The sequence below is a fragment of the Candidatus Hydrogenedentota bacterium genome, from assembly GCA_012730045.1.
Classification (GTDB): Bacteria; Hydrogenedentota; Hydrogenedentia; order Hydrogenedentales; family CAITNO01; genus JAAYBR01.
This window is the reverse complement of sequence record JAAYBR010000031.1, coordinates 47,300-71,038: the sequence shown is the minus strand read 5'-3', so window position 1 is coordinate 71,038 and position 23,739 is coordinate 47,300. Positions and strand designations below refer to the sequence as shown.

Sequence of the window (23,739 nt, the reverse complement as noted above, 5' to 3'; positions counted from 1 at the left end):
GAAACGGAGCACACGGCGGGTGAACCCAGCGGTTTTCCCGCCGTTTCCTTTGCATGAGTTACTTCATCTACAACGTGGCCCTCGCGGCAGCGGAACCCCTTGCCCGCATCTGGCTGGCGCGGCACCCCGGGCACGCCGCCCTGCGGGAGCGGTTTGATCCCCCCGTGCCCCCTCTCGCGGGGCGCCCTGTGTGGGTGCACGCGTGCAGCGTCGGCGAGATCAACACGGCCCGGCCTCTGATCCGCGCCCTGCAGGCCCGTTTCCCCGGGGTGCCGGTTCTCCTCACCACCAGCACGGCGGCGGGCCGGGCGCTTGCGGACAAGGGCGTGGAGGGCGCGGTGGCGGCCTGGCTGCCTTTCGACCGCGTCCGGGCGGTGCGCCGGTTCATCGGGGAGGCCCGTCCCCGGGCGCTGGTGATCCTGGAGACGGAACTTTGGCCCAACCTGTTGCGCGAGGCCCGGCGCGCCGGGGTTCCCGTCATCATCGCCAACGGGCGCATCAGCCCGAAGCGGCTTCCCCGATACCGGCGCTGGCGCCGGGTGCTGGCCCCGGTCTTCCGCCAGGTGAGCGCCGTGGGCGCCCAGAACGCGGCCTACGCCGCCCTCTTCACGGAGCTGGGCGTGGCGCCGGAGGCGGTCCACGTCACGGGAAACCTGAAATTCGACGCCGTGCGCGCCGAGGTGGACCCGAGGACCCTTCTGGAGCTGCGCCTCGCGTGCGGCTTCGGGCCCGACACGCCCATCCTGCTTTTCGGCAGCACGCGGCCCGGCGACGAGACGCTGGCGGCGGACTGCTGGCGCGCCCTGGCGCAGGAGTTCCCCCAGTGGCGGCTGGTGGTCGCGCCGCGCCATCTCCAGCGCGTGGACGAGGCCGTGGAGGCCTTCGGCCGGGAAGCCTGCGTGTTGAGGACGGAGACCCTCAAGCCGGGGCGGCGCGCCGAAACGCGGGTGCTGGTGCTGGACACCCTGGGGGAGCTGGGCGTTTTCTACGGACTGGCCGAAGTGGCCGTCATCGGCGGCAGCTTCTATCCCGGCGTGGACGGGCACAACCCCCTGGAGTCCGCAGCCTTGGGTGTGGCCACGGTCTACGGGCCGTACATGGGGAATTTTCCAGAGGCCTCCGAGGCCCTGCTGGAAAGCGGCGGCGCGGTGCAGGTGGCCGGTCCCGGCGGCCTGGAGGGGACAGTGAGGCGGCTCATGACCGACGCCCACGAGCGGCGCGCCCTCGGCACCCGCGGGCGGCGCGCCGTCGTCAGCCGGCAGGGGGCCTCCGAGGCCAGCGTCGCGCTGGTCTGCGCCCTCCTCGGCGGCGGGGGCGGGACATGACCGCGCCGGGACGCCGCGGAAGGCGGATGCCCTCCGACGGACCCGTGGCTGTCGTGCTGCTCGCGCCCGCGCTGATCCTCCTGTCTGTCTTTGTCGTCTACCCCATGTTCTCCTCCGTCCACATGAGCCTTTACGGCGGGCGGCGGGCGGCGGGGGCCTTCGTGGGGCTGGGAAACTACGCCGGCCTGGCGCGCGACCCCGAATTTTGGCGCGCCCTCGCCGTCACGGGCTACTACGTTGCGGGCACGGTTCCCCTGATGCTGGGGCTGAGCCTGCTCATTGCCCTGGCGTTGCGGCGGGCGGGCCGGGCGCGGGGCTTCTTCCGCACGGTGTTCTTCCTCCCCTACGTCACCTCCGTGGTCGCGGCGGCCATGGTGTGGCGCGCCCTGTTCAACCCGCAGTCCGGCCCCGTTTCCCTGCTGGTGCGGTCCCTCGCCGGGGCCTCGCCCAACTGGCTGCTGGAGCCCCGGGGCGTGCTGCACCTGGTCACCGGGGGGTGGGCGCCGCCGGACGCCGGGCCCAGCCTCGCCCTGTGCTGCGTCATGCTTTTCGACATCTGGCACGGCTGCGGCTTCATGGTGGTGGTGTTCCTTGCCGGGCTGTGCGCCATTCCCCCGGAACTGGAAGACGCCGCCCGTCTGGACGGTGCGGGCCCCGTGCGGGGGTTCTTCGCGGTCACCCTGCCGATGCTCTCGCCGACGGTGTTCTTCCTGTTTACCGTGGGCTGCGTGAGGGCGTTCCAGGCCTTCAACAGCTTCTATGCCCTCACGCAAAGCGACGGCAACGGCGGGCTGGACACGCGGAACATGGTCCTGTTCATCTACACCCAGTTCTACAGCTACGGGTACTGGGGCCGGGCGGCCGCCGCCGCGACGCTCCTGACGCTGGTCATCATGGGGTTCACCCTCCTGCAGTGGCGCTACCTGGGCAGAAAGGTGTTCTACCAGTGAGGCGGGCCGCGCTCCATATCGGATTAACCGCCGCGGCCCTCGTCACCGCGTGGCCCTTCCTGTGGATGGTGTCCACGGCGTTCAAGGGGCCGCTCGAGGCCGCCTCCCCCAGTCTGGGGCTCTGGCCCGGCGCCTGGCACTGGGGAAACGTGGCCGAGACCTTCCGCGCGGCCCCCTTCGGGCGCTACCTGTTCAACTCCTTCGTGGTTTCGGGCGCCGTCTGCCTTCTCGTGACCTTCACCTCCCTCTGCGCCGGCTACGCCTTTGCCCGGCTGCGGTTTCCCGGCCGGAACTGGCTTTTCGCGGCGACCCTGTGCTGCATGATGGTCCCCTTTGAGGCGGTCTTCATCCCGAATTTCGTCCTGGTGTCGAAATTCGGCTGGTATGACACCCACGCCGCCCTGATTGTCCCCTGGTGCGCCAACGCCTTCTCCCTGTTCCTGATGCGCCAGGCCTTCCTCTCCCTGCCCGGGGAGTACTACGACGCGGCCCGCGTGGACGGGTGCGGCCATTTCCGCTTTCTTTTTCTTGTGGGCCTGCCCCTGGTGCGCCCCTCGGTGGTGACCGTGGCGCTTTTCGCGTTTCTGGGGAGTTACAACGCCCTGCTCTGGCCGCTGCTGGTGACGGCCGACGACTCCATGCGGGTGGCCCAGGTGGGGCTCACCTTCTTCGTCACCGACGCCGGCATCCGCGTCAACCTGCTCATGTGCGCGTCGGCCATTGTCATCCTGCCGACTGTTGTCCTATACTTCGTCGCGCAGCGTCAATTTGTGGAAAGCGCGCTGGGCGCGGGAATCAAGGCATGACAGGCTGGCATCCGGGTGTGGCGGCAGGGGGCCTTCTGGCGGTGTGCGCCGCGCTGTGCGCCTGCTCCCCCGGGGGCGGTGGCGCGGGCGACGGGTTCCGCCCCGTGGACCCCGAACGCGCCGTGCTCTGGGACCGCCAGATCAACGAGAGCGCGGCCCTGTTCCGCGAGCTGGCGGCGGAGTTCAACGCGGGGCGCGCCGGGGTGCCTGTGGAGGTGCAGCACGCCGGCAGCTACGCGGACATCTTCCGGAAGGTCTCCGCGAGCATCCAGGCCGGGGTGCTTCCCGCCATGGCCGTGTCCTACGAAAGCATGACCACCGACTACGCCGCAGCGGGGGCCGCAGTGCCCCTGGACCCGCTCCTCAACGCTCCGGAAACGGGGATTTCCCCGGAGGAGCTGGCGGACTACTACCCGGCCATGCTGGAGTCCAACCGGTACGCGGAGCACGGCGGCGGCTACTACTCCTTCCCCCTCTGCAAGAGCCTGCTTGTCCTGTTTTACAACACGGACCTGGTCGCCCGCGCCGGATTTGCCGGTCCCCCGGCCACCTGGGACGCCTTTCTGGAACAGTGCCGCGCCGTGCGCAGACTGACCGGGAAACCGGCCCACGCCGTCAATGTGGACTGCTCCACAGTGGACGGCCTCATCTTCAGCATGGGCGGGGAGGTATGCCGGAACGGCGAGACGCTCTACGATTCCCCGGAGGCGCTGGCGGTCTTTGAACTCTACGAGACGCTGGTGCGCGAAGAGCTGGCCTATGTGATCACCGCGGGATCCTTCGACGACAACGCGGCGCTGGTCAAGGGGGAGGTGGCGTTCACCCTCCGGCAGAGCTCCGCGCGCAACGACCTGGTCACCATTCTGGGCGACCGCCGGAACCTCCTGGGCATCGCCCCCATTCCGCAGAAGGATCCGGCCCGTCCCGCCACGGTGGTGTACGGGCCGAACGTGACCCTGTTTCCGGTGGGGGAGGGCCAGACGGCGGCCGCGTGGGCCTTTGTCAAATGGTTCACGCGTCCCGACATCTCGGCGCGGTGGTCCGCCGGAACGGGCTACCTCCCGGTGCGGCGGAGCGCGCTGGAGGAGCCGACGCTGAAGCGGCTGTGGGAGGAGTGGCCCCCCGGAAAGGTGCCCTATGACTGTCTGGCCTTCGCCAAGTCCGAGCCCAACGTGGCCGGGTGGCAGGAGGTGAGGGACATCGTCGGCCGGGCGCTGCTGGACGTGCTGACGGGAACCAAAACGGCCGCCGACGCCATAAAGCAAATGAAACCGCAGGCGGACGCCGCCCTGCGGCGCGCGGCGGGGAACCGCTGAGATGGCCGCGCGCTCGCCCCGCATCCCGGCGGCCACCGCCCCTCCGGTGAGACGGAAACCAAACGTGATGAACCCCATCAGCGCGGCGCGGCGCGGGGACCGCCCGTGAACGCGCTGCCCGCCGTCCGGCGCTATGCCGTGGTGCCCCTGTTTCTTGCCGGGGTGTTCTTCATGGTGTCCGCGCCCCTTTTCTGGATACAGGTCGAGGCGCCTGTGGGCAAGACGGTGGAGCGGGCCGCGGAAAACGCCGAACTCTTCCACCGCGCCGCCCCGGCCATGGCCTACGGGTTTGGCCGTCTGCGGGAGGGCGCCCTGCCCCTGTGGTGCGACACGCAGCTGTGCGGGACCCCCTGGCTTGCCGACCCGCTCAACGGCACCTTCCAGCCGCTCAACGCGGTGTTTTTGCTGCTGCCTCCCGGCCCGGGGCTTGCGGTGCACGCGTTTCTCAGCCTCTTCCTCGCGGGGTGGCTGTTCACCCTCTTCTGCCGTTCCCTGGGGGCGCGCCATGTGCCCGCCGTGGCGGGGGGCATCGTCTACGCCTTTGGCGGCGCCTCGGCCGCCTTTATGTCGCGGCCCGAGACGGCCGCCGCCGCAGCCTGGGCGCCCCTGGTTTTCTGGGCGCTGACGGAGCATGCGCGCCGGCCGCGCCCGGCCACGCTGGCCGCCGGGGGAGTCGCGTATGCGTTGCTGCTCCTGTCCGGGTCCGCGCCGCTGGTTCTTCTTTTCACGGGGCTGCTTGCGCTCTACGCTGCGGTCGGGGTGGGGCCGCAGGGGAGGGGGGGGCGCCCATCCCGGGGGGACGCCCTGAAGATGGCGGCGCTGGGAATCCTGCTTGCCTCCGCGCAGCTCGTGCCCGCCGCCTTCTGGCTGGCCGGGCTCGACCGGCCGCTGGAGGCGCTTCTGCGGATGGATGCGGCCGGGCTGGTTCCATCCTCGGGGGGGGAGTTCCTCGGCCAGTTGCTCGCGCCCAGTCCGGGGCTGCTTCCCCGCATGGCCTATTCCGGGGCGGCGGTTCCCGCGTTTCTCTTCTCCGCCTTCTTTCAGCGGGGCATGCGCCGCACGCTGGTGTTCTTTCTGGCCGTCGGAGCGGCCTGCCTCCTACCGGTGGTCATGGGCGGCGGCCTGCTCGGGGAGATGCTCCCCCCGGCGTGCTGGATGGCGGGCGTGGCCTTCTGCCTGGCGGGCCTGACCGCCCTCGGCGTGGACCGGCTGCTGGCGCCGCGGCGGGACCCCCGGTCGCCCCGGCTGTGGGCGCCGCTCCTCCTCGTGTTTGCCGCAGGCGCCGTGCTGTTCCTGGCGACGCCCGCCGAGAGCAAGGGGCGCATCGTGCCGGTGCTGGCGGCGCTGGGGTTCTTCGCCCTGTTTCGCGCGTCCTGGGCCAGCCTGCTGAGCGGGGCGGCCATCGCGTTCATCCTGTTCGCCGACCTTTTCGCGGCCAGCGCCAACGTCTACCAGCACCCCCTGCACGGCGGCGAGTCCGTGCTTGCCCCGGGCAAGCGGCTGGCCCGCGTGGTGCAGGGGCAGGCGCTTGACGGGCGCGCCGTGGTCCGTGTGGACCCGCTGGGCGCCGCGCTCTCGCCGAACGCGGGCCTTTCCGGACCGTTTCGCCTGGAGGGGGGCGCCTTCTTCGCCCTCACGCCCGAACAGGCCGCCTGGTGGGCGGTGCTCGCCCCGGTGGAAGAGGGCGCCGTAAACCCCGCGGCGGCCCGTCCCTTTTTGCGCGCGGGCGGGGAGGCCCCCGCGGCGCGGCTGCTGGATCTGGCGGCGGTCCGGGTGGTGGTGACGGACGACCCCCGCGCCTTCGGGAGCGGGGACGGGGCCGCCCTGCGGCGGGTGGACACGGAGTCCGGCGTCACCGTGCTGGCCAACGAGGCGGCGCTGCCGCGCGCGCGCCTTGTGGGGAAGTGGCGCATGGCCCCCGATGCGGCCGCAGCCCTCGCGCTGCTGACGTCCGACGGGTTCGACAGCGGGCGCGAGTGCGTGGTCTCATCGTTTCTGCATGCGGGCGGTCTGCGCGACACCCGGGAGACCGAAGAGGACCCGGGCTCCGCGCGGGTCGAGGAGGAGACGCCGGAGCGCGTGGTGCTTGCCTGCGACGCCTCCGTGCCCGCCATGCTGGTGCTCGCCGACACCCACGCCCCCGGCTGGTCGGCCACGGTGAACGGGGACCCGGCGCACGTCTATCAGGTGAACGCGCGTTTCCGGGGTGTGCTGGTTCCGGCCGGCGCCTCCACGGTGACCATGACCTACCGGCCCCTGCCGGTGCTCGCCGGTTTGGCGGTGTCTTTTCTGACGCTGGGCGCGCTGCTTCTTGCCGCGCTGGCCGGGATGGCCCGCGCCGCGGGGGTGGGCCGGGCCGCGCAGGGGTGACAGCCGTGCGCCCGGCCGTGCGCATCGGGTATGCTCTCCCCATTGTCCCCGAAAGTGGAGCAGGTGTATGCGCTTTTTCGTCTTTCTGGCGGTGTCATGTCTTGCGGCTCTTCCGGCTTTGGCCGAAACATCCCCTCCGGGCGCGGCCCTCTTCCTCCAGGGGGATGAGGCGGAGCGGGCGGGGCGGCTGGGGGACGCGCTCAAGGCCTACACGGCCTGCGCCGCTGCGGACGAGCGGCTGATGCCCTTCGCCGCCAACCGGGCCGCCCGGGTGCGCGCGCGTTCGGGGGACGTGGAGGGGGCCGCCACCCAGTGGCGCGCCGTTCTGGAGGGGTTCCCCGAAGGGCCGTGGACCCGTCTGGCCCAGTGCCGGTATGCGGAGTTTCTGGCGGGGCGCGGCCGCCGCGCCGAGGCGGCGGCGCTGTTTGACCGGGCGCTGAAGGTGTCCCCCCGGCCGTGGTTTCTGGACGAATGGGCGTGGGCGGCGGCGGAGAATCTGCTGGCGGACACTGCGACCCGCGCCGGCGCGCTTCCCTTCCTGCGGGAGACCGTGGAGACGATCATTCTGCTCGAGCCCAGGAAGAAGGCGGCCCGTCTGCTGCTCCAATTCTCCGACCCCGCAGACCGCGCGCTGGGCGTGTGGGGGCTGCTGCGCTCGGGCGCCATGGACGAGGCCCGGCCGGTGCTCGAGGCGGAGCCCGTCATGTTTGGCGATGAGTCGGGCGGCGAGATCACCCTGCAAGTGTTGACCGCGCTCGCTGTGCCGGCCGCCACCGCCCCGGACCAGGTCCCCGCGCAAGTGCGGGTGCTGGCGCGGCAGAACACAGGGAATCCCTGGATGCGGGTGTGGCTGCTGTACGCCCTGCGGCTTTCCGCGGCGCGGAAGGCCTGGGCGGCGGCCGACCTGTTCGCCGACACCCTCTCCTCGGAGTACGGGGACCGGCGCGACGGGGGCGACGCGCTCTACTGGTACGCCGGGCATGCCCAGTCGGCCAAGCGCTCTGCGGAGGCGGTGGCGCTGTACAGGAAACTCGCGGAGCGGCACCCCGGCCACGCGCGCGCCTCCGACGCCCTGTTTGCCGCGGGCCGGATCCGCATGGGCGAAAAGTCCTGGCAGGACGCGCTCCTTCTTCTCACGGAGGCGGCCGGCCTTTTCAAGTCGGCCGCGCTGCGGGCGGAGGCGTGGCATCTCTGCGCGGAAATCGCGGGACACTGCGGGGATGTCGCAGGCCGGAAACGGTATCTCACCCGTGCGGTGGCCGCAGGCCCCGGCAGCTATTATGCCCACCGGTCCCTGGCGCGCCTGGGGAAGGAGGGCGGGGGGCTGTCCCTCCCCGGCGGAGACCCGGGCTCGCTGCTTGTGGCGGTGCTGCCCGGCACCGCGCTGGCGGCACCCGCGGCGCTGCCCCCGGCCCGGGGTCGGGAGCTGGATCGCCTGCGTTTCTTCGGCAGCCACGGACTGGAGGAGGGGGAGTGGGAGGCCCTCGCGCTGATCCTGTCGCCCCCTTCGGAGGCGGGCCAGGAGGCGGCCTGGTACGATGCCGTGGCGCGGGCGGGGTTCATGTACACGGTGCAGCAGACGGCGGGCGGGGGAAAGTGGGAGACGGGCGACGAGGCCCCCTCGCCCCTGCGGCGGCGGGTGGAGTATCCGCTGGCCTACTGGGACATCGCGGAGCGCGCCGCGCGCGAGGCGGGGGTGGATCCGCTGCTGTTGCTCGCCATCAGCCGCCAGGAGAGCACCTTCCGCTCCGCCATCGTGTCCCGGTCGGGCGCGGTCGGCGTGATGCAGCTGATGCCGTCCACGGCGAAATGGCTCGCGGGCAAGGAGCCCCGGCTGGCCAAAGAGACAGGAGAGCACCTCAGCGCGCCGGAGAATTCGCTGCGCCTGGGGGCGCACTATCTGCGGAGGATGCTGGACCGGTCGGGCGGCAACCTGGTCTACGCGCTGGCCTCATACAACGGCGGCCCCGGCAACTGCGACAAGTGGCGCGCGCGGTTTCCGGGGGGCGACATGGACGGATTCATCGAGAGCATGGACTTCGCCGAGACGCGGGACTATGTGAGGAGGGTGCTGGCAAACTACGCGGCCTACCGGGGGTTTTACCCGGACGCCGCGCGGGGCGGCTGACCGCGCCGTTTCCGCCCCTGCGGGCACTTTGCAGAATGCGCACTTTCTGTGTATCATGTCTGCCAATATGAGGTTCGTGCCCCCGGCGCCCGCCGCCGGAGGAAAGAGAGGTTGCCATGTCGGAACATGTCCTGGGAACCGGGCAGAAGCAGACCCTGCGCAACATCCTGCGCCTGACCGAGGCGCTGGTGGTGCGCACGGAGGGCCCCCCCCGCGAGATGCGCCTGTGGACGGAGGACGTCCGGGTCACCGCGCGCCGCCCGGATTACACGGGAGACTATGAGGATTTCCGCTTTGTCTTCCGCCTGGGGGGCTTTGAGGAGGCCGAGGCGGTGGAGAAGATCGCGGAGGAGTATCCCGACCTTTGCACGGTGGAGAAGGACGGCGAGGAGCTGGTGTTTGAGTGCCCCCGCGAGGGGGCGCCCTTCTCGCCGAAGGTGTTCGAGCTGCTGAACAAGCTCAGCCTGGCCGTGAAACTGCCGGAAGTCTGGCATATCGAGGGGGCGGATTTCCGCGTCGAGCCGATCAGTGTTGAGATGCTCTTCCACGCCATGGTGCAGTACAAGGCGAGCGACCTGCACCTGACTTCGGGCCTGCGCCCCGTCTTCCGCATTGACAACGACGCGCGCCACTCGGAGATCATGTCGCCCCTTTCGGGCGTGCAGATCAGGCACCTGATCCGGCAGATCGCGCCCCCGGGCTTCTACGAGGAGTTTGAGCAGTACAAGCAGACCAGTTTCAGCTACCATCAGGCGGGGGTGGGCTACGCGCGCGTCTCGGCCTTCATCAAGAACGGATCCCCCCACTGCACCTTCCGCTTTCTTCCCGAGAAGATCCCGTCGTTTGAGGAGCTGAACATTCCGGCCGAGCAGATGCGCAGCCTTGCGGCCACGCACCGGGGCCTGATCCTGGTGACGGGCATGACGGGCAGCGGCAAGACCACCACGGTGGCAGCGCTGCTGGACTGGATCAACACCAACCGTGCCATCCACATCCTCACCATCGAGAACCCCGTGGAGTATGTGCACAGCAACAAGAAGGCGATCGTCTCCCAGCGGAGCCTCGGGCTGGACATCGGGTCTTTCGGCGAGGCGATCACGGGCGCGCTGCGCCACGACCCCGACGTGATCCTCATCGGCGAGATGCGCGACCCGGACACGATCCGGGCCGCCATCAACGCGGCGGCCACGGGGCACCTGGTCATCAGCACGCTCCACGCGAACACGGCCTACGAGGTGGTCAACCGCGTGGTGAGCTTCTTTGACCCCGTCGAGCGCGACCTGGTGCGCCTGCAGCTGCGCGACTGCATGAAGTGCGTCATGTGCCAGCGGCTTGTGGCCAAGCCCGGCGGCGGCCGCATCCCCGCCCTTGAGTTCATGTTCAACGACATCAAACCCGTGGGCGACGGCATCCTCAAGGGGGACAGCGACCTCATCCGCATTGGGATGCAGCAGACCGTGTCCCATTCGATCCTTTTCGAGCAGTACCTCCACCGGCTGTACAAGGACAGCCGCGTCGAGCTGGAGCGCGCCCGGGAGTTCTGCACGGACGCGAGCATTTTCGACCAGCTGGTCATGGGCACCTACTCCGTGCCCCGGCTGGACTCCATCAAGGGCGGCTGAGGGCCGCGCAGGGCGCGCTCCCGGCGGACGGGGCGCGCGTGGTGTAAAATGGTGTGTGGCGGCAGGGGCCGTCCGGCGGCGCGCGGGCGCCTTCGGGGGGCCAAACCGGCGCCGGAACCCGGGGGAAGGCCCCGGCGGGGGCGCCTTAGAGAAGAGCGGGCTTATGGCTAACGACAGCATCGTGGTCCTCACGGGGTCCCGCAAGGGGGAAGTCCATCCGCTTGACCGGGAGATTTCCTTCGGGCGCAGCCCCGACAACACGATCCAGGTGGACGACATGCAGATATCCCGCCGGCACGCCGTGGTGGTGCCCTCGGGCGACGGGGTTCTCCTGCGCGACCTGGGCAGCGGCAACGGCACCTTTGTGAACGGGCAGCGCGTGCTGGAGCACCTGCTCCAGGACGGCGAAATTTTCATGATGGGCCGCCAGCAGTTCCAGTTCCGCGAGGGCAGCGAGACGACGCAGTCGGCGAAGAACAACGCCTCGAAGATCATCCACACCGACCGGGAGGAGTCTTTCGAGTCCGCCGACGCGCGCAACATCTACCAGACCTTCTTCAGCGCCCCCCAGGGCGCGGCCTCGGAGCATGACCTGCGCGAGATGCAGCGGCGCCTGGCCGCGGTGTACGCCGCCAACCAGGCCATCGCCAGCGAGCAGCACCTCTCCCGGGTCTTCGACCGCGTCATGGACCAGGTCTTCGCGCTGGTCCCCGCGCACAACGGGGTCATCCTCCTCGCCTCCGGGGCCGACGGCGCGCTGGAGGCCGCCTACTCCCGCTCCGGCATGCCCGGTGCCGACCTGCACATCAGCAACACCATCGTCCGCCAGGCTTATGAGAAGGGGGTGGCCGTCATCACCTGCAACGCCATGGACGACTCGCGGTTCAAGGCGGGCGCGAGCATCATCGCCGAGAACATCGCGTCGGCCATGTGCGCCCCCCTCATCTACCAGGACGAGCGCCTGGGCGTCATCTACGTGGACAACCACGGCGTCTTCGACGCCTTCACCAACGGCGACCTGGAACTGCTGGTCGCCCTGGCCGGCGCCTCCGCCTCCGCCATACGAAACGCCCAGTACGTCCGGCAGCTGGAGCAGTCCTACCAGGACACCCTGGTCGTTCTGGCGAACGCCATCGAATTGCGGGACCACTACACCGTGGGCCACACCTGGCGGGTGACCAACTTCGCCGAGGCCATCGCCCGGGAGCTGGGCTGGGACGAGGAGAAGCTCCGGGAGGTCCACATGGGCGGCGTGCTCCACGACGTGGGCAAGATCGCCGTGGACAACGCCATCCTCGGAAAACCCTCCGCCCTCACGGAGGAGGAGTTTGCGAAGATGAAGGTCCATCCCGAGCGGGGCGCAGACCTCCTGCGCGACGTGAAGTTCCTCCAGCCCCTCATCCCCTACTGCCTCTACCACCACGAACGCTGGGACGGCTCGGGGTATCCCTTCGGCCTCAGGGGCGAGCAGATTCCCGTCGAGGGAAGGCTCATCGCCGCGGCCGACGCCTTTGACGCCATGACCAGCAACCGCCCCTACCGGAAGGGCATGGCCAAGGAGGAGGCCCTCAGGCGCATCCGTGAGGCCGTCAACGTGCAGTTTGACACCGCCATGGTGGACGCCCTCGTGTCCGCCGTTGAAAACGGCAGGATTGACGAGATTCTCCAAGATTACTTCAAGAATGAGGCCCACAGCATCGCCTGCCCCTTCTGCAGCACCTTTGTCCGCCTGCCCGAGGGGCAGGGGGCCGGTTCCGAGGTGGACTGCAAGGTCTGCCACCGCAAAATAGTCATCCGGGAAAACGACGGGCTTTTCTTTGGCGAGCTTCTTTCCGCCGCCCCCGGCGCATAGCCTCCCCGCCGTCCGTTTTTGCTACAATGGCACCGGTGGACAAGCGGAGGTGTCGCAATGCGGAGCGTCGCGCCCGTAGAGGGGCCCCGGGTGTTGCTGGCCTGCGCCGATGTCGCGCTCGGCCGCACGCTGGAGTCCTTCCTTCAACAGCCCAACATCCGGATGGAGCGCTGCCATGAGGCGGCCGGCCTCCTGCGTCTGGTTTCCCGCCGCCCCTTCGATGTGGTGGTGCTGGATCTGGGCCTGGAGAACCCGGGCACGGTGGACTTGGTGTCCTTTGTGCGGGCCAAGAGTCCCGGCACCCGCCAGATTCTCCTCTTTGGCCCGGACCAGGTGGAGCGGGCGCTGGAGGGCATCCGGCAGGGCGCGTTTTTCTACCTTCCCCTGAGCTGTCCCCCGTCCGATGTGGCGCGGCTGGTGGAGAAGGCGCTCCAGGACCTTTCGGTCTCGGGGACGATGGACGAATACGAGCAGAACCTGTTCGAGGAGCTGGCCGGGCGTTCGGGGGGCATGCAGCGGGTGCTGGAGCTGATCCGCAAGGTGGCCCCCACGGACAGCACGGTCCTGCTGCTGGGGGAGAGCGGCACGGGCAAGGAGGTGGTGGCCCACACCCTGCACCGCCTGAGCGCGCGGCGCGACCGGGTTTTTGTGGCGGTGAACTGCGCGGCCCTGCCCGAGGCCCTGCTCGAGAGCGAGCTCTTCGGCCATGTCCGGGGGGCCTTCACCGGCGCTGACCGCGACAAGCAGGGGCTCTTCGCCGAGGCCGACGGGGGCACGCTCTTCCTCGACGAGATCGGCGACATGGCGCTCATCACGCAGGCCAAGCTGCTGCGGGTGCTGCAGAACGGCGAGCTCCGCCCCGTCGGCTCCAACACATCGCGGCGCGTGAACGTGCGGGTGATCGCCGCCACGAACCGCGACCTGCATGAGGCCGTGCGCGCGCGGGCCTTCCGCGAGGACCTGTACTTCCGGCTCAACGTGGTGCAGATACGCATTCCCCCGCTGCGCGAGCGGCTGGACGCCCTGCCCGCGCTGACGGCGCATTTCATCCGCCTGGCCAACACGCGCCACGGCCGGCGGGTGCGCGGGCTGGACGACGCCGCAGTCCAGTACCTGCGCGGCTATGCCTTTCCGGGGAACGTCCGCGAGCTGGAGGGGATTGTCACGCACGGGGTGATCATGGCGGAGGGCGAACTGATCCGGCCCGGGGACCTGCCCGATGCGGTGCGCCAGGCGCCCCCGGGCCGGCTGGCCCTGGGCTATGAGGCGCCCGCCGCCGCCGGACTCAGTCTGGCGGACATGGAGGCGCGGCACATCCGCGGGACCCTCGTGGAATGCCTGGGCAACCAGACGGTGGCGGCGAGGCGGCTGGGCATCTCCCGCTCCACCCTCTGGCGGAAAATGCGGGAGTACGGCCTCTCGCAAGCTGCGGGGGACGCCTGACCGCCGAGTTTTCGGACAAAGCGACCAACGGGATCAGGCACGCCGTGTCCGCGCGCGATGGATGCGCGCCGTCATGGATGTAACGTCGGCCCCCCTTCGGGGGAGAGGGTCATGCCAAATAAAGAGGGCGCAGCAGGCGGCGCCCCTACCTGCGCTGACCTGGGTCACATGTCCGTAGGGGCGCTGCTTGCCGCGCCCTACCTGCGCTGACCTGGGTCACACGTCCGTAGGGGCGCTGCTCGCCGCGCCCTACCTGCGCTGACTTGGGTCACATGTCCGTAGGGGCGCTGCTTGCCGCGCCCTACCTGCGCGGACCTGCGGCACATGTCCGTAGGGGCGCTGCTTGCCGCGCCCTGGGGCGGATACGGGGGCTTTGTCCATCCGGCTGTTAGAACGCTCCGGGGCTACTTCGTTAGCAGCACGCCCCGCGCTTCCAGACAGGCGATGACTTGGGCCACACTCTCTTCCAGCGACAGTTTCGCGGTGTCCACTGTGAGCTCCGGGTTCTCCGGGGCCTCGTAGGGGGCGCTGATGCCCGTGAACTCCGGGATGACGCCCGCGCGGGCCTTCTGGTACAGGCCCTTCGGGTCGCGGGCCTCGCAGGCCTCCAGCGAGGCATTCACATACACCTCGATGAAGGCGTCGCCGCTGATGGCCCGCGCCCTGTCGCGGTCCGCGCGGTAGGGCGAGATGAACGCTGTCATGGCGATGAACCCCGCCTCCTGGAAAAGCTTGGCCACCTCGCCGATCCGGCGGATGTTCTCCTCCCGGTCCGCGGGCGAGAAACCCAGGTCCTTGTTCAGCCCGTGGCGCACATTGTCGCCGTCGAGGACATAGGCCTGGCAGCCGCGTTCAAAGAGCACGCACTGCACCGCCTGCGCCAGCGTGGACTTGCCCGACGCCGACAGGCCGGTGAACCACAGCACCGCCCCCTTGTGGCCGTTTTTCTTCTCGCGGTCCTCCAGCGTGACCAGGTTGTGGTGCCACGTGATATTCGTTGCTTTCACATTGTCCGCCATGGGATGCCAGGCTCCTTTCAGGTGTTTGGGGGAATCAAAGGCGCAATCATAGCAGGAAACCGGGACACCGTGACGCCTGCGCTGTGGCGGGATGCTCAGGCGCTTTCGTCGGTCTGCGGGGCGGGGACCACGCAGCGGAAGCCGATGGTGCGGGCCTGGGTCTCGGGGAAGACGCCGCGGCGGGCCGCGGTGGTGAGTTCTTCGGGGGGGGACTGGAAGCAGCCGCCGCGGACGGCCCGGCGGGGAATCTGCGCGGCCTCTTCGGGGCGGTTGCGGATCGTGCCGTAGGGGGCGAAGGGGTCAAGGGTCCACTCGAAGACATTCCCCGCCAGGTCGTGGATGCCGTCGGGGGTGCAGCCGTCGTCGTAGAGGGTGACCATGGTGGTGCCGCCGATGTGCTCGCCGAAGTTGCAGCGGGTGGCGTCGGGCGGCAGGGCGCCCCAGGGGTAGGGGCGGTTTTCGCGGCCCCGCGCGGCGAACTCCCACTGGGCCTCCGTGGGCAGGGTCTTGCCCGCCCAGGCGGCGTAGGCCAGGGCCTCCTGCCAGGACACGCCGACGACGGGCTGCTCGTCGCCGCGGCAGTCGGGGTCGTTCCAGTAGCGCGGCGATGGCGCGCCGGTTTCCCCGAGATAGCGGCGGTACTCGGCCACCGTGACGGGGTGCGCGTCCATCCAGAAGGGGGCCACGGCGACCTCGGCCTCGGGGGAGGACTCGCGCAGGGCGTTGGACCCCATGAGGAAGCGTCCGCCGGGAAACCACACCATGCCCTCCGTGGAGGCGGGCCCGGCGGCGCCGGTTGCGGGCACGGCCGCCGCCGGGGGGCGGTAGGAGGTCTCATAGGCGGCCTCAAGGGCGGCGCGGAATGCGCGGGCGTCGGGCCAGCGGTGGTCGCGGTCCTCCTCCAGCGCCTTCTCCAGCACGCGCGCGAGGGAGGGGGACACGTCCCGGCGGACCTGGTCCAGCGGGCGGGGCGGGTCCAGGGGTGTGCGCAGGGTGAGGAGCTCCTGAAGGACCAGCCCGACGGCGTAGAGGTCGGCGCGGGGGTCGAGGGGCTGGAACTTCACCTGTTCCGGGGCGGCGTAGCCCATGGTGCCGACAAGGCGTTTCTTTTTCTTCGGCCCGTCGGTTTCCAGGGCAAGCTCCTCCTCCACGGCGCGGGCGAGGCCGAAGTCCAGCAGCTTGACCCGCTCGTTGGCGAGGAGGATGACGTTTTCGGGCTTGATGTCCCGGTGGATGACGAAGCGGTGGGCGTATTCCAGTCCGGCGAGCATCTGGGACACGACGGAGACGGCGAAGCGGACCTCCACCAGCCGCCGTTCGGCGCGCTGCCGCCGCAGAAAGCCCCGGAGCGGCTCACCGGCGGCCAGCTCCATGCTGATATACAGGATGCCCTCGGGCGTGGCGCTCACATCATGCACGGCCACGATGTTCTCATGCCGCAGCTTGCGGGTCACCTGCGCCTCCTGCAGGAACATGCGCCGGGCTTTCTCCGTGCGCAGCAGCCCGGGCAGCAGGCATTTCAGGGCGACATCCTCGCCCAGCAGGGTGTCGCGGGCGGCGTAGACCGCCCCCATGCCGCCCCGGCCGATGAGGCTGCGGATGACATAGCGGTCCGCCAGCCGGTCCCCGGGCTGAAAAACAAGGTCCTTCCGGCCCCCGTTGGCGGCGGGCGGGGGGGCCGGCGCGGCCTTGTCCGGCGGCGCCGGAACGGTGAGCGCCTGGCCGCAGTTGAAACAAACCCCGGTCCTCCCCTGTACTTTGGTTGGAACAAGGATTTGGAGGCCGCAGGCCGGACAGGTGACGGGAATCATGGGCAAGAGCGTAGCGCGGGCGCGGGCCGGGAAACAACCCGCTTGATTCCCGCGCGGCGCGCCGATATAGTGGCGCGGGGCATTGCGCCCGCAACCCACGGAGGACACGGATGATCACGCAGGGAAAGGGTTGGGCGGCCGCCGCGCTGGCGGTGTTGGCGGCGGTTTTTGGGGCCTTCTCCGCGGAGGCCCAGGTGGTTCTGCGGCTGCCCGCGAACCTGGATGCCAACGTGGGGGACCTCGTCGAGGTTGGCGTGGACCTGGAATACGGCGACACGGCGCCGGCGACCGTGGTGTTTTTTGTCGCTTATGACATGGCCCGGCTGGCGCCGGCGGAGGCGTGCTTCGAGGTAATTCAGCGCGGGGCGGACGGCGAGCCCGTCCGCGACGAGAAGGGGGAGGTCATTGCGGCGTCTTCCAGCGCGCTCCCGGCGGAGGCCGTGCTCGCGGCGGGGAAGGTGGTGGAGGTGGAGCATTTTCCGGAGTTGTCGGACGCCCCCGGCCTGGCCGCCGCGGGCGTTGTCGTCACCGGCCTTAATGACGCGCCGCTCCCGGAGGGGCGGGTGTTCACCCTGGGCTTCCGCGTGCTGGAGGCCAATTTCCTGAACGACACGATTGCCCTGCGCGCCCTGGACGCGGCGGACCCGCTGCCCCACTCGGGGCGCCTGCTCCGGTCCTCCGCCTCCTCGGCCGACGGGACGGCGCTGGACACCGACGCCGCCGGAGGGGTTATTGCCCTGGGCTGTGCGCGGGGCGCCGCCCCGGAGGGCCTGACGGCGAGCAGCGACCGGGAGGACGAGGTTGAGCTTTCCTGGACGGGCGTGTCCGGCATGGAGTACCGCGTGCTGCGGGCCGATCCGGCCGCGCCGGACACGATGACCGCCCTGGGCGGGGGGTGGACGGAGGCCGCGTTGTTTGTGGACATCACCGCCCCCGCCCCGGAGGTGACCCGGGGGCCGATTCTTTTCTGCAACGGGCGGTTTGTCCCCGGAACGAGGGTGTACCGGGTGAAGGCCCGGCCGGTCGGGGGCGGCTGTGAAAGCGAGCTTTCCCCCGGCGTGGAAGGCTACCGCGCCTCCCGGCGTTCCGTGGCGGAGGCCGCCAAGGCGCTGCTCGGACTCTTCGGAGTTCCGACGACGGCGGGGGAGTAACCCCGCATGCGCCCCGTGCTGTTTCATATTGGCGGCATGTCTTTTCACTCCTACACGGTCATGATGTCGCTGGCCTTTCTGGTCGGCACGATTCTGGCGGTGCGGGCGAATCTCCGCCGCGAGCGCCCCTTTCCCATCACGACCCTGGCGGGCGTGTGGGCCTTTGTCGGCGGGATTCTCGGCGCGAAGACATGGTGGTGGGCGCAGTACGGCGAATGGGCCGACCTGAAGTGGGGCTGGTTTCTGGTTGAGGGCGGGCTGGTGTTCTTCGGCGGGCTGGTCGGCGGCGTGGCGGCGGTGGTGCTGTACCTGCGGCGCGCCGGCGCGCCCGTGATCCCCGTGAGCGACCTCGCGCTGCCCTATGTGGCCCTGGCCCACGGCATCGCGCGGATAGGCTGTTTTCTCAACGGCTGCTGCTATGGACGCCACACGACCCTGCCGTGCGCAGTCTATTACCCGAAAAGCCTGCCGGCATCCTCCCTGCCCGTTCATCCGGTGCAGTTGTACGAGACCCTCGGCCTGCTCGTGGTCTTCGCCGTGCTGCGCCTGGTCTATCGCCGCGGCCCCCGCACGGGCACGGTGGTGCTGGGCTATCTGGCGGGATACGGCGCGCTCCGGTTTGTGACGGAGTTCTTCCGGGGCGACAGCGGGCACCCCCTGCTGGGGCTGACTGCCTCGCAGGCTGTGGCGGCCGCGATGCTGGCGGTTGGTCTGGCGGGGCTGCTGCGGCTGCGCGTCGCGCCGCGGCCGGATACCGCGAATACTGCGGAACCCCGCGCGCCGCTGGAAACGGCGGCGCCCGGTGAATCAGGAGCGAAGCAATGAGCGCCAAGCAGCTCAATCCCCGCGTTTTTCAGGGGGTTCTGGCGGCCTCCGCGCCGCGAAAAAGGGCGGGGGAAATGTCTTGACATGGAGGGGGTGGACAGGTATAATGAACCCATACGCCGTACTCTGAAGACGATGTTTTTTCCGGTGGTCGCGGCAGTGGGCGTATCCCAGTGCCGCCGCCGGGAAGTGGACGGTTTGGTTTTTCTGGACAGGAACGGAGAGGCTTTCGGCAGGAAATAAGCCTTGGTGTAAAACACTTGGGCAGAGGCAGTATCTTGTTGCCGAGCAACACACGAAGAAAAGGAGAATGCACATGGGGACCGCGAAAAAACTGACGTTGACGGCTGGCGTCGCCGTGCTGGTCGCGTTCGCGTTCATGGTCGGGTTTGTGCCCGCGCATGACGCGGCCACTTCCCGCGCCGCGGACAGCGAGGGGAGGGTGGACATGGCCGGACTGCTCGACATGATTGTCGGCGGCGAGAAGGCCATCACGACGATCACGCCGCAGTCCGATCTGGATGGGGTTCAAATCGTCACGACCACCACGAATGCGGTGCCCCCGCAGATCCCGGTGGCCAATATTTCCGCCTTGGCTCCCGGCGGTACCGTTGAGGACAACGTCTTCTACGTCCTGGATGGAGCCTTCGGGGAGTGCGATCCAAGCGCCCCTTCGGACGATGTTCCGGACATCACGACAGTCTATCCTTTCTGGACAGGTCCTCTCGCGGATGTCCTGGGGGTAAGGCTGCTTTCGGGCGGTGATCCTGAGATCACGGATCCTGACGGTCCGGCACCGGTGGACGGCTACAACCGTTACCCTCAAGGGGCGTCGGTGCTTGCCCCCCCCGCATACAACGAGTCCCTTGACCTCTACGCGCGGGTTGAGAATCCTGCGGTTGCGGCGACCGCTGTCTACACACTGAACGCCTTGGCGGTGTCCGAGAGCATCTACGGCCTGTACGCTGATGCGGCCCCCCAGTACCCGGTGCAGCCCTTTGATTCCCGCTATCCGGACTTGGTCATCGGCGGCGTGCCGGGTTCTGAGGACGCGCATCTCTTTTTCGACGCACGCAGTGAAGAGGCGGATGCGCTCGAACTGACCATTGACGTCCGCGACGACGCCGACGCCGACTTTAACGCCATCCCCGACGATCTGGGCATCGTTGGCAGCCGCACCCTGTGGCTGGCCAACAACAGCACGGGCATTGGCGGCGGCGTCCGCGACGTGCTGGTTGCCAGCCTGGACCTGGCCGATGCGGCCAAGGGTCTTTCCGACACAGTGGTCCTGAATCCCGGGGGCGGCGTGGTCGTCACCCTGCCGACCACAGACGCCCTGAAGACTGCCGGCGTGGTGGATCCCGGGGCCGTCCAGGTGCTGGCGATGGTGTCGGTGGCCGACAGCCTTGCCGCCGTCGTGGACAGCGTGGACGGTGATGACAGCGAGGCGGCGCGGACGGCGTGGGCCGAGCTTGCGGCCAAGGGCGACCCCGAAGACGCCCCCGTGGTGGACATCGTCCTGCTGGTCGACAACGGCGTCGTGCCGGTTAAGGCCGGCGAGAACTACAGTCTCCTTACGAACATCGCGCCGCTGGCGGCCACCATCTCGGTCATGACGGGCGACATCAGCCCTTCGGCAGTTCCGAATCTTATTGTTGCGGGCGTGCCCACGGTGCTCGCCGGCGGCGTGCTGACCAATGGCGACCCGGCCGACTGGCATGTGGCCGATGCGGCCCCGGTGGTGGACACCGGCGCGGCCATGTATACCGCCACCGTAAACCAGTTCTCCGCGTTTGTTCTGCTGACCCCGCGCTATCAGCTGGCCACCTCGGTGGTGGGGGACGGCTCGATTGCCCCGACTCCGGATCCGCTGGGGTATCTGGCGGGCACGACCGTGGAACTGACCGCCACGCCTGGCGTCGGCAGCAAGTTTGACTTCTGGTCCGGCGCCGCGTCGGGCACGGTCAATCCGGTCAATGTCGTGATGGACGCCGACAAGGCGGTCGTCGCCAACTTCAGCCCGATCTCGGTCGTGAACTACACCGTCACCGTGAATCCGTCCATCGGCGGCACCGTCGCCCTGGACCCGAACCTCGCGCAGTATCCCGAGGGCACCACGGTCACCGTGACGGCCACCCCGGATGCGGACTATGACTTTGTCGGCTGGACCGGCGACCTGGCCGGCGTGACTGACAATCCGGCCTCCCTGCTTGTGGATGCCAACAAGTCCATCGGCGCGGTCTTCGCACCGGTGGTGAGGTATACCGTGGCGGTTGACCCGCTGGTCAACGGCGCGATTGCCCTTGATCCGGTGCAGCCTGCGGGCGGCTACGTTGAGAACACGACCGTCACCGTCACCGCGACGGGGAATGCGGGTTTCCGGTTTGACGAATGGACCGGCGCCCTGGCGGGCCAGCCGAACCCGGCCGCCCTCGTGATGGACGGCAACAAGACCATCGGCGCGGCCTTCCTGCGCAACACGGTCCTGACCGAGAGCGACCCCACAGAGATCCCGTCGAACTCCCCGGTGCCGATGATCCTCAAGGGCGTGTTCCCGACCGGCAAGTCCGGCCTCGTGGGCGCGTACCAAGGTCTGACCAGGGTTGAGGCCGAGGCCCGCTATGAGGTCTACATCAACAACACGCTGGCGAATTTCCGCGAGGTGGCGGTTGACTACGGCTTCGGAACCGGCGACTTCTCCGTGACCGCGATTGACGACAACGATCCTGCGCAGACCAACGAGATGTACATCACCTCGCCGGTCTTCGAAATCGCGGACAAGGCCCCGGTCACGGTTGAGATCAGGGACCTCACCGACCCGAGCAACACACAGACCTTCACCAACATCGTGACGGCGGTTCAGTACGGCGTGGTCACCCTGACCTACTCCGGCTCGGGCACGGGCACGACGACCCTTGTGCCGGCCTCCACCACGCTCATCATCGGCGGTAACCCCTTCGTGCTGCCTGCGGGCACCTTTGCCCCCGGCACGCTGGTGACCGCCCTTGTGGCGCCGGACGCCGGGTCCGTGTTCGCCTCCCTGACCTACGCGGGCAACCCCGTCAGCGGCAGCACCTTCACCGTCCAGGGCGGCCCCGCCGACCTCGACACGAAGTATGACGACGCCAACCAGCAGTACACGCTGACCCTGGTTCCGCCGTCCAACGGCACGCTGGCCGCCGCGCCGGTGCAGGCCACCTACACGGTCAATTCCGTGGTGAGCCTCACCGCCGCGCCGGACGCCGGCTATGCGATCTCCGGCTGGACCGGCAACACGCAGGCCCCGGACTTCGTGGTGGACGCCGCCGCGTTCCTGGCCGCGACCATCAAGATGACGTCGGACAAGACCATCGGCGTCACCTTCCAGGCCGTGGGCGGCGGCGAGATCCGCCACTCTCTGCGCCTGCTGACGGTGGTCGGCGGCACGCTCTCCGTTGACTTGGTCGCCCCGGCCGACGGCTACCTGCCCGGCACGGTGGTGAACGTCACCGCGACGGCCAACACCGGCTACGTGTTCACCGGATGGACCGAGGACCTCGCCGGGACGGCGAACCCCGCCGCCCTCACGATGGACGCCGACAAGGTCGTTGGTGCCGTGTTCACGCCCATCGCGGTGGTGCCGCTGACGCTGTCCGGCATCTCCGCCTCCGAGGCGTGGATTTTCGGCGGCGTGACGGCCAAGCTCACCGGTTCCGGCCTGACGCTGGGCACCCAGGTCACCGTCGGCGGCAAGCCCGCCGTGACCTGGAATGCGGCTGCGGACGGCACCTCGGTGGACGTGCTCATTCCGGCGTCCGATGACAACAGCACCGCCGCCCTCGTGCCGGTGCAGGTTGTGGCCGTGAAGGGCGCCGAGACGGCCGCCCTGCCGTTCACCTACAAGCGCTACGTCACGGACGCCGAGGGCCGTAATCTGACGGCCTTCATCCTGAACAACCCGGCTGCGGGCAACACCGTCGGACTGACCGTCGGTGTGGACAACCTGACGCAGGCCGAGCTGACCATCCCGCCGCTGGACGCCCAGGGCCGGGTGTACGGCATCGTGCTCAACCAGCGCCTGGAGCTGGCGGCGGCCAAGGCCACCACGGCCGCAGTCCCGGCGGGTTCGCTGGCCGGCGCCCTGATTGACGCCCCCGGCGACAGCGAGGGCACGATCGGCGGCGGTTACGACTTCAGCGTCCACCTGTACACCGACCCGGCCGGCAAGGCCACCACGCCGCCGGTGGAGGCGCAGGTCCCCTGGCTGCAGGACGCCAACGCCCTGATCGCCTTCGGCCCGGCCGTGAATCCGGACGGCGTTCCGACGACGTCAGGCATGCTGCTCACGTTCCCGCTGCCGCTGGCGCAGCTCAACTACGGCGATGTCCGCACAGGCCTCAAGTGGTTCGGCGTCGAAAGCCAGTTCAACTACGTCAGCAACGACGAGTCCTACACCGACCCGCTGGTCGTGGCCTATCAGTCCGAGGTCCTCGCCAATGAGGTGGACGCGGCCATGACGCCCGACACCGCCGATGTGGCGCGGCCGGACCAGGTGCTGAAGAACCGCCTGTACAGCCTCAACGGCTTCAGCCTGCGCAAGGGCGCGCTGCTTCCGGACGAGGTTGCCGCGCAGATCCGCCTGGCGAAGGTGGACGGCAAGGCGGTCAACGGCACCGGCAAGGGCACCCGCAAGGGCGGCACCCAGCTCACGCTGGTGTCTCCGGGCGGCGGTCTGGGCTATGTGGACCGCGTCGTGCTGAAGCCGTCGGCCAAGTGCTTCAACAGGACCGTCGGCGGCACCGCCACCGAGGAACTGTTCATCAGCAAGCAGGGCGACAGCGAGTACGTCTTCGACTTCAAGACGCCCAAGAGCAAGAAGACCGGCGTCGTGGACATGGTGATCTACCTGAAGGCGGACCCGACCACGCCGGCGGCCACCCTGGAAGACGTCTTCGAGTACGAGAAGCCGAAGACCAACTGGCTGCTGATCATCCTGATCATCCTCGGCGTTGCCGCGGCGGCCGGCGGGGTCATCGCAGCGACCGCATGATGAGGGCCTGACAGCCCCCCACGAACCAAGTTCGCGGGCGGGAGGCAAACGCCTCCCGCCCGCGTTGTTGTTTGGCACGCTGGGACCGCCCA

General features: G+C 69.3%; 14 protein-coding genes. 12 read left to right on the top strand and 2 right to left on the bottom strand.

Annotated elements, in window-relative coordinates; genetic code table 11:
• Window positions 1–53: 53 nt before the first annotated feature.
• From GXY15_03015 to GXY15_02975, 9 genes are all read left to right on the top strand, one after another.
• Window positions 54–1,325 carry a 3-deoxy-D-manno-octulosonic acid transferase gene (locus GXY15_03015; GenBank protein ID NLV40184.1) on the top strand — a complete coding sequence of 424 codons (1,272 nt, stop codon included), beginning with the start codon at window positions 54–56 and terminating at the stop codon, window positions 1,323–1,325.
• A 26-nt stretch (window positions 1,326–1,351) separates the two neighbouring features.
• Window positions 1,352–2,275, top strand: coding sequence for a sugar ABC transporter permease (locus tag GXY15_03010; protein NLV40183.1), 924 nt, complete (start codon window positions 1,352–1,354; stop codon window positions 2,273–2,275).
• On the top strand, window positions 2,272–3,081 hold the full coding sequence (locus GXY15_03005) for a carbohydrate ABC transporter permease (GenBank protein NLV40182.1): 810 nt from the start codon (window positions 2,272–2,274) through the stop codon (window positions 3,079–3,081). Before GXY15_03010 ends, GXY15_03005 begins: the two co-directional genes overlap by 4 nt.
• The gene (locus GXY15_03000) at window positions 3,078–4,397 is read left to right on the top strand and encodes an ABC transporter substrate-binding protein (protein ID NLV40181.1); all 1,320 of its coding nucleotides are present in this window, start codon (window positions 3,078–3,080) and stop codon (window positions 4,395–4,397) included. Before GXY15_03005 ends, GXY15_03000 begins: the two co-directional genes overlap by 4 nt.
• A gap of 105 nt (window positions 4,398–4,502) precedes the next feature.
• On the top strand, window positions 4,503–6,767 hold the full coding sequence (locus GXY15_02995; GenBank protein NLV40180.1) for a YfhO family protein: 2,265 nt from the start codon (window positions 4,503–4,505) through the stop codon (window positions 6,765–6,767).
• Window positions 6,768–6,834: 67 nt separating this feature from the next.
• Window positions 6,835–8,895, top strand: a complete 2,061-nt coding sequence (locus tag GXY15_02990) for a lytic transglycosylase domain-containing protein (protein NLV40179.1) — start codon at window positions 6,835–6,837, stop codon at window positions 8,893–8,895.
• 116 nt (window positions 8,896–9,011) lie between these two features.
• Window positions 9,012–10,517: a PilT/PilU family type 4a pilus ATPase gene (locus GXY15_02985; protein ID NLV40178.1), complete on the top strand. Its 1,506-nt coding sequence runs from the start codon at window positions 9,012–9,014 to the stop codon at window positions 10,515–10,517.
• Between the two features lie 163 nt (window positions 10,518–10,680).
• Window positions 10,681–12,369, top strand: coding sequence for an HD domain-containing protein (locus GXY15_02980; GenBank protein ID NLV40177.1), 1,689 nt, complete (start codon window positions 10,681–10,683; stop codon window positions 12,367–12,369).
• A gap of 57 nt (window positions 12,370–12,426) precedes the next feature.
• Complete coding sequence (locus GXY15_02975; GenBank protein ID NLV40176.1) at window positions 12,427–13,812, top strand: sigma-54-dependent Fis family transcriptional regulator; 1,386 nt, start codon at window positions 12,427–12,429, stop codon at window positions 13,810–13,812.
• Between the two features lie 404 nt (window positions 13,813–14,216).
• Here the strand turns inward: GXY15_02975 and cysC are convergent, their stop codons facing one another.
• A complete protein-coding gene (gene cysC, locus GXY15_02970; protein ID NLV40175.1) occupies window positions 14,217–14,831 on the bottom strand; it encodes an adenylyl-sulfate kinase in 615 nt (204 codons plus the stop codon).
• Window positions 14,832–14,926: 95 nt separating this feature from the next.
• Window positions 14,927–16,642 carry an SUMF1/EgtB/PvdO family nonheme iron enzyme gene (locus tag GXY15_02965; GenBank protein NLV40174.1) on the bottom strand — a complete coding sequence of 572 codons (1,716 nt, stop codon included), beginning with the start codon at window positions 16,640–16,642 and terminating at the stop codon, window positions 14,927–14,929.
• A 110-nt stretch (window positions 16,643–16,752) separates the two neighbouring features.
• Between GXY15_02965 and GXY15_02960 the strand changes: the two genes are divergently transcribed.
• The 3 genes from GXY15_02960 (at window position 16,753) to GXY15_02950 (ending at window position 23,647) form a co-directional block, all read left to right on the top strand.
• A complete protein-coding gene (locus tag GXY15_02960; protein ID NLV40173.1) occupies window positions 16,753–17,793 on the top strand; it encodes a hypothetical protein in 1,041 nt (346 codons plus the stop codon).
• Window positions 17,794–17,799: 6 nt separating this feature from the next.
• Window positions 17,800–18,618 (top strand): prolipoprotein diacylglyceryl transferase, encoded by an 819-nt coding sequence (locus tag GXY15_02955; GenBank protein NLV40172.1) that lies wholly within the window; start codon window positions 17,800–17,802, stop codon window positions 18,616–18,618.
• A 316-nt stretch (window positions 18,619–18,934) separates the two neighbouring features.
• Entirely contained in the window at window positions 18,935–23,647 is a 4,713-nt protein-coding gene (locus GXY15_02950) for a hypothetical protein (GenBank protein NLV40171.1), read from the top strand.
• Window positions 23,648–23,739 lie beyond the last annotated feature (92 nt).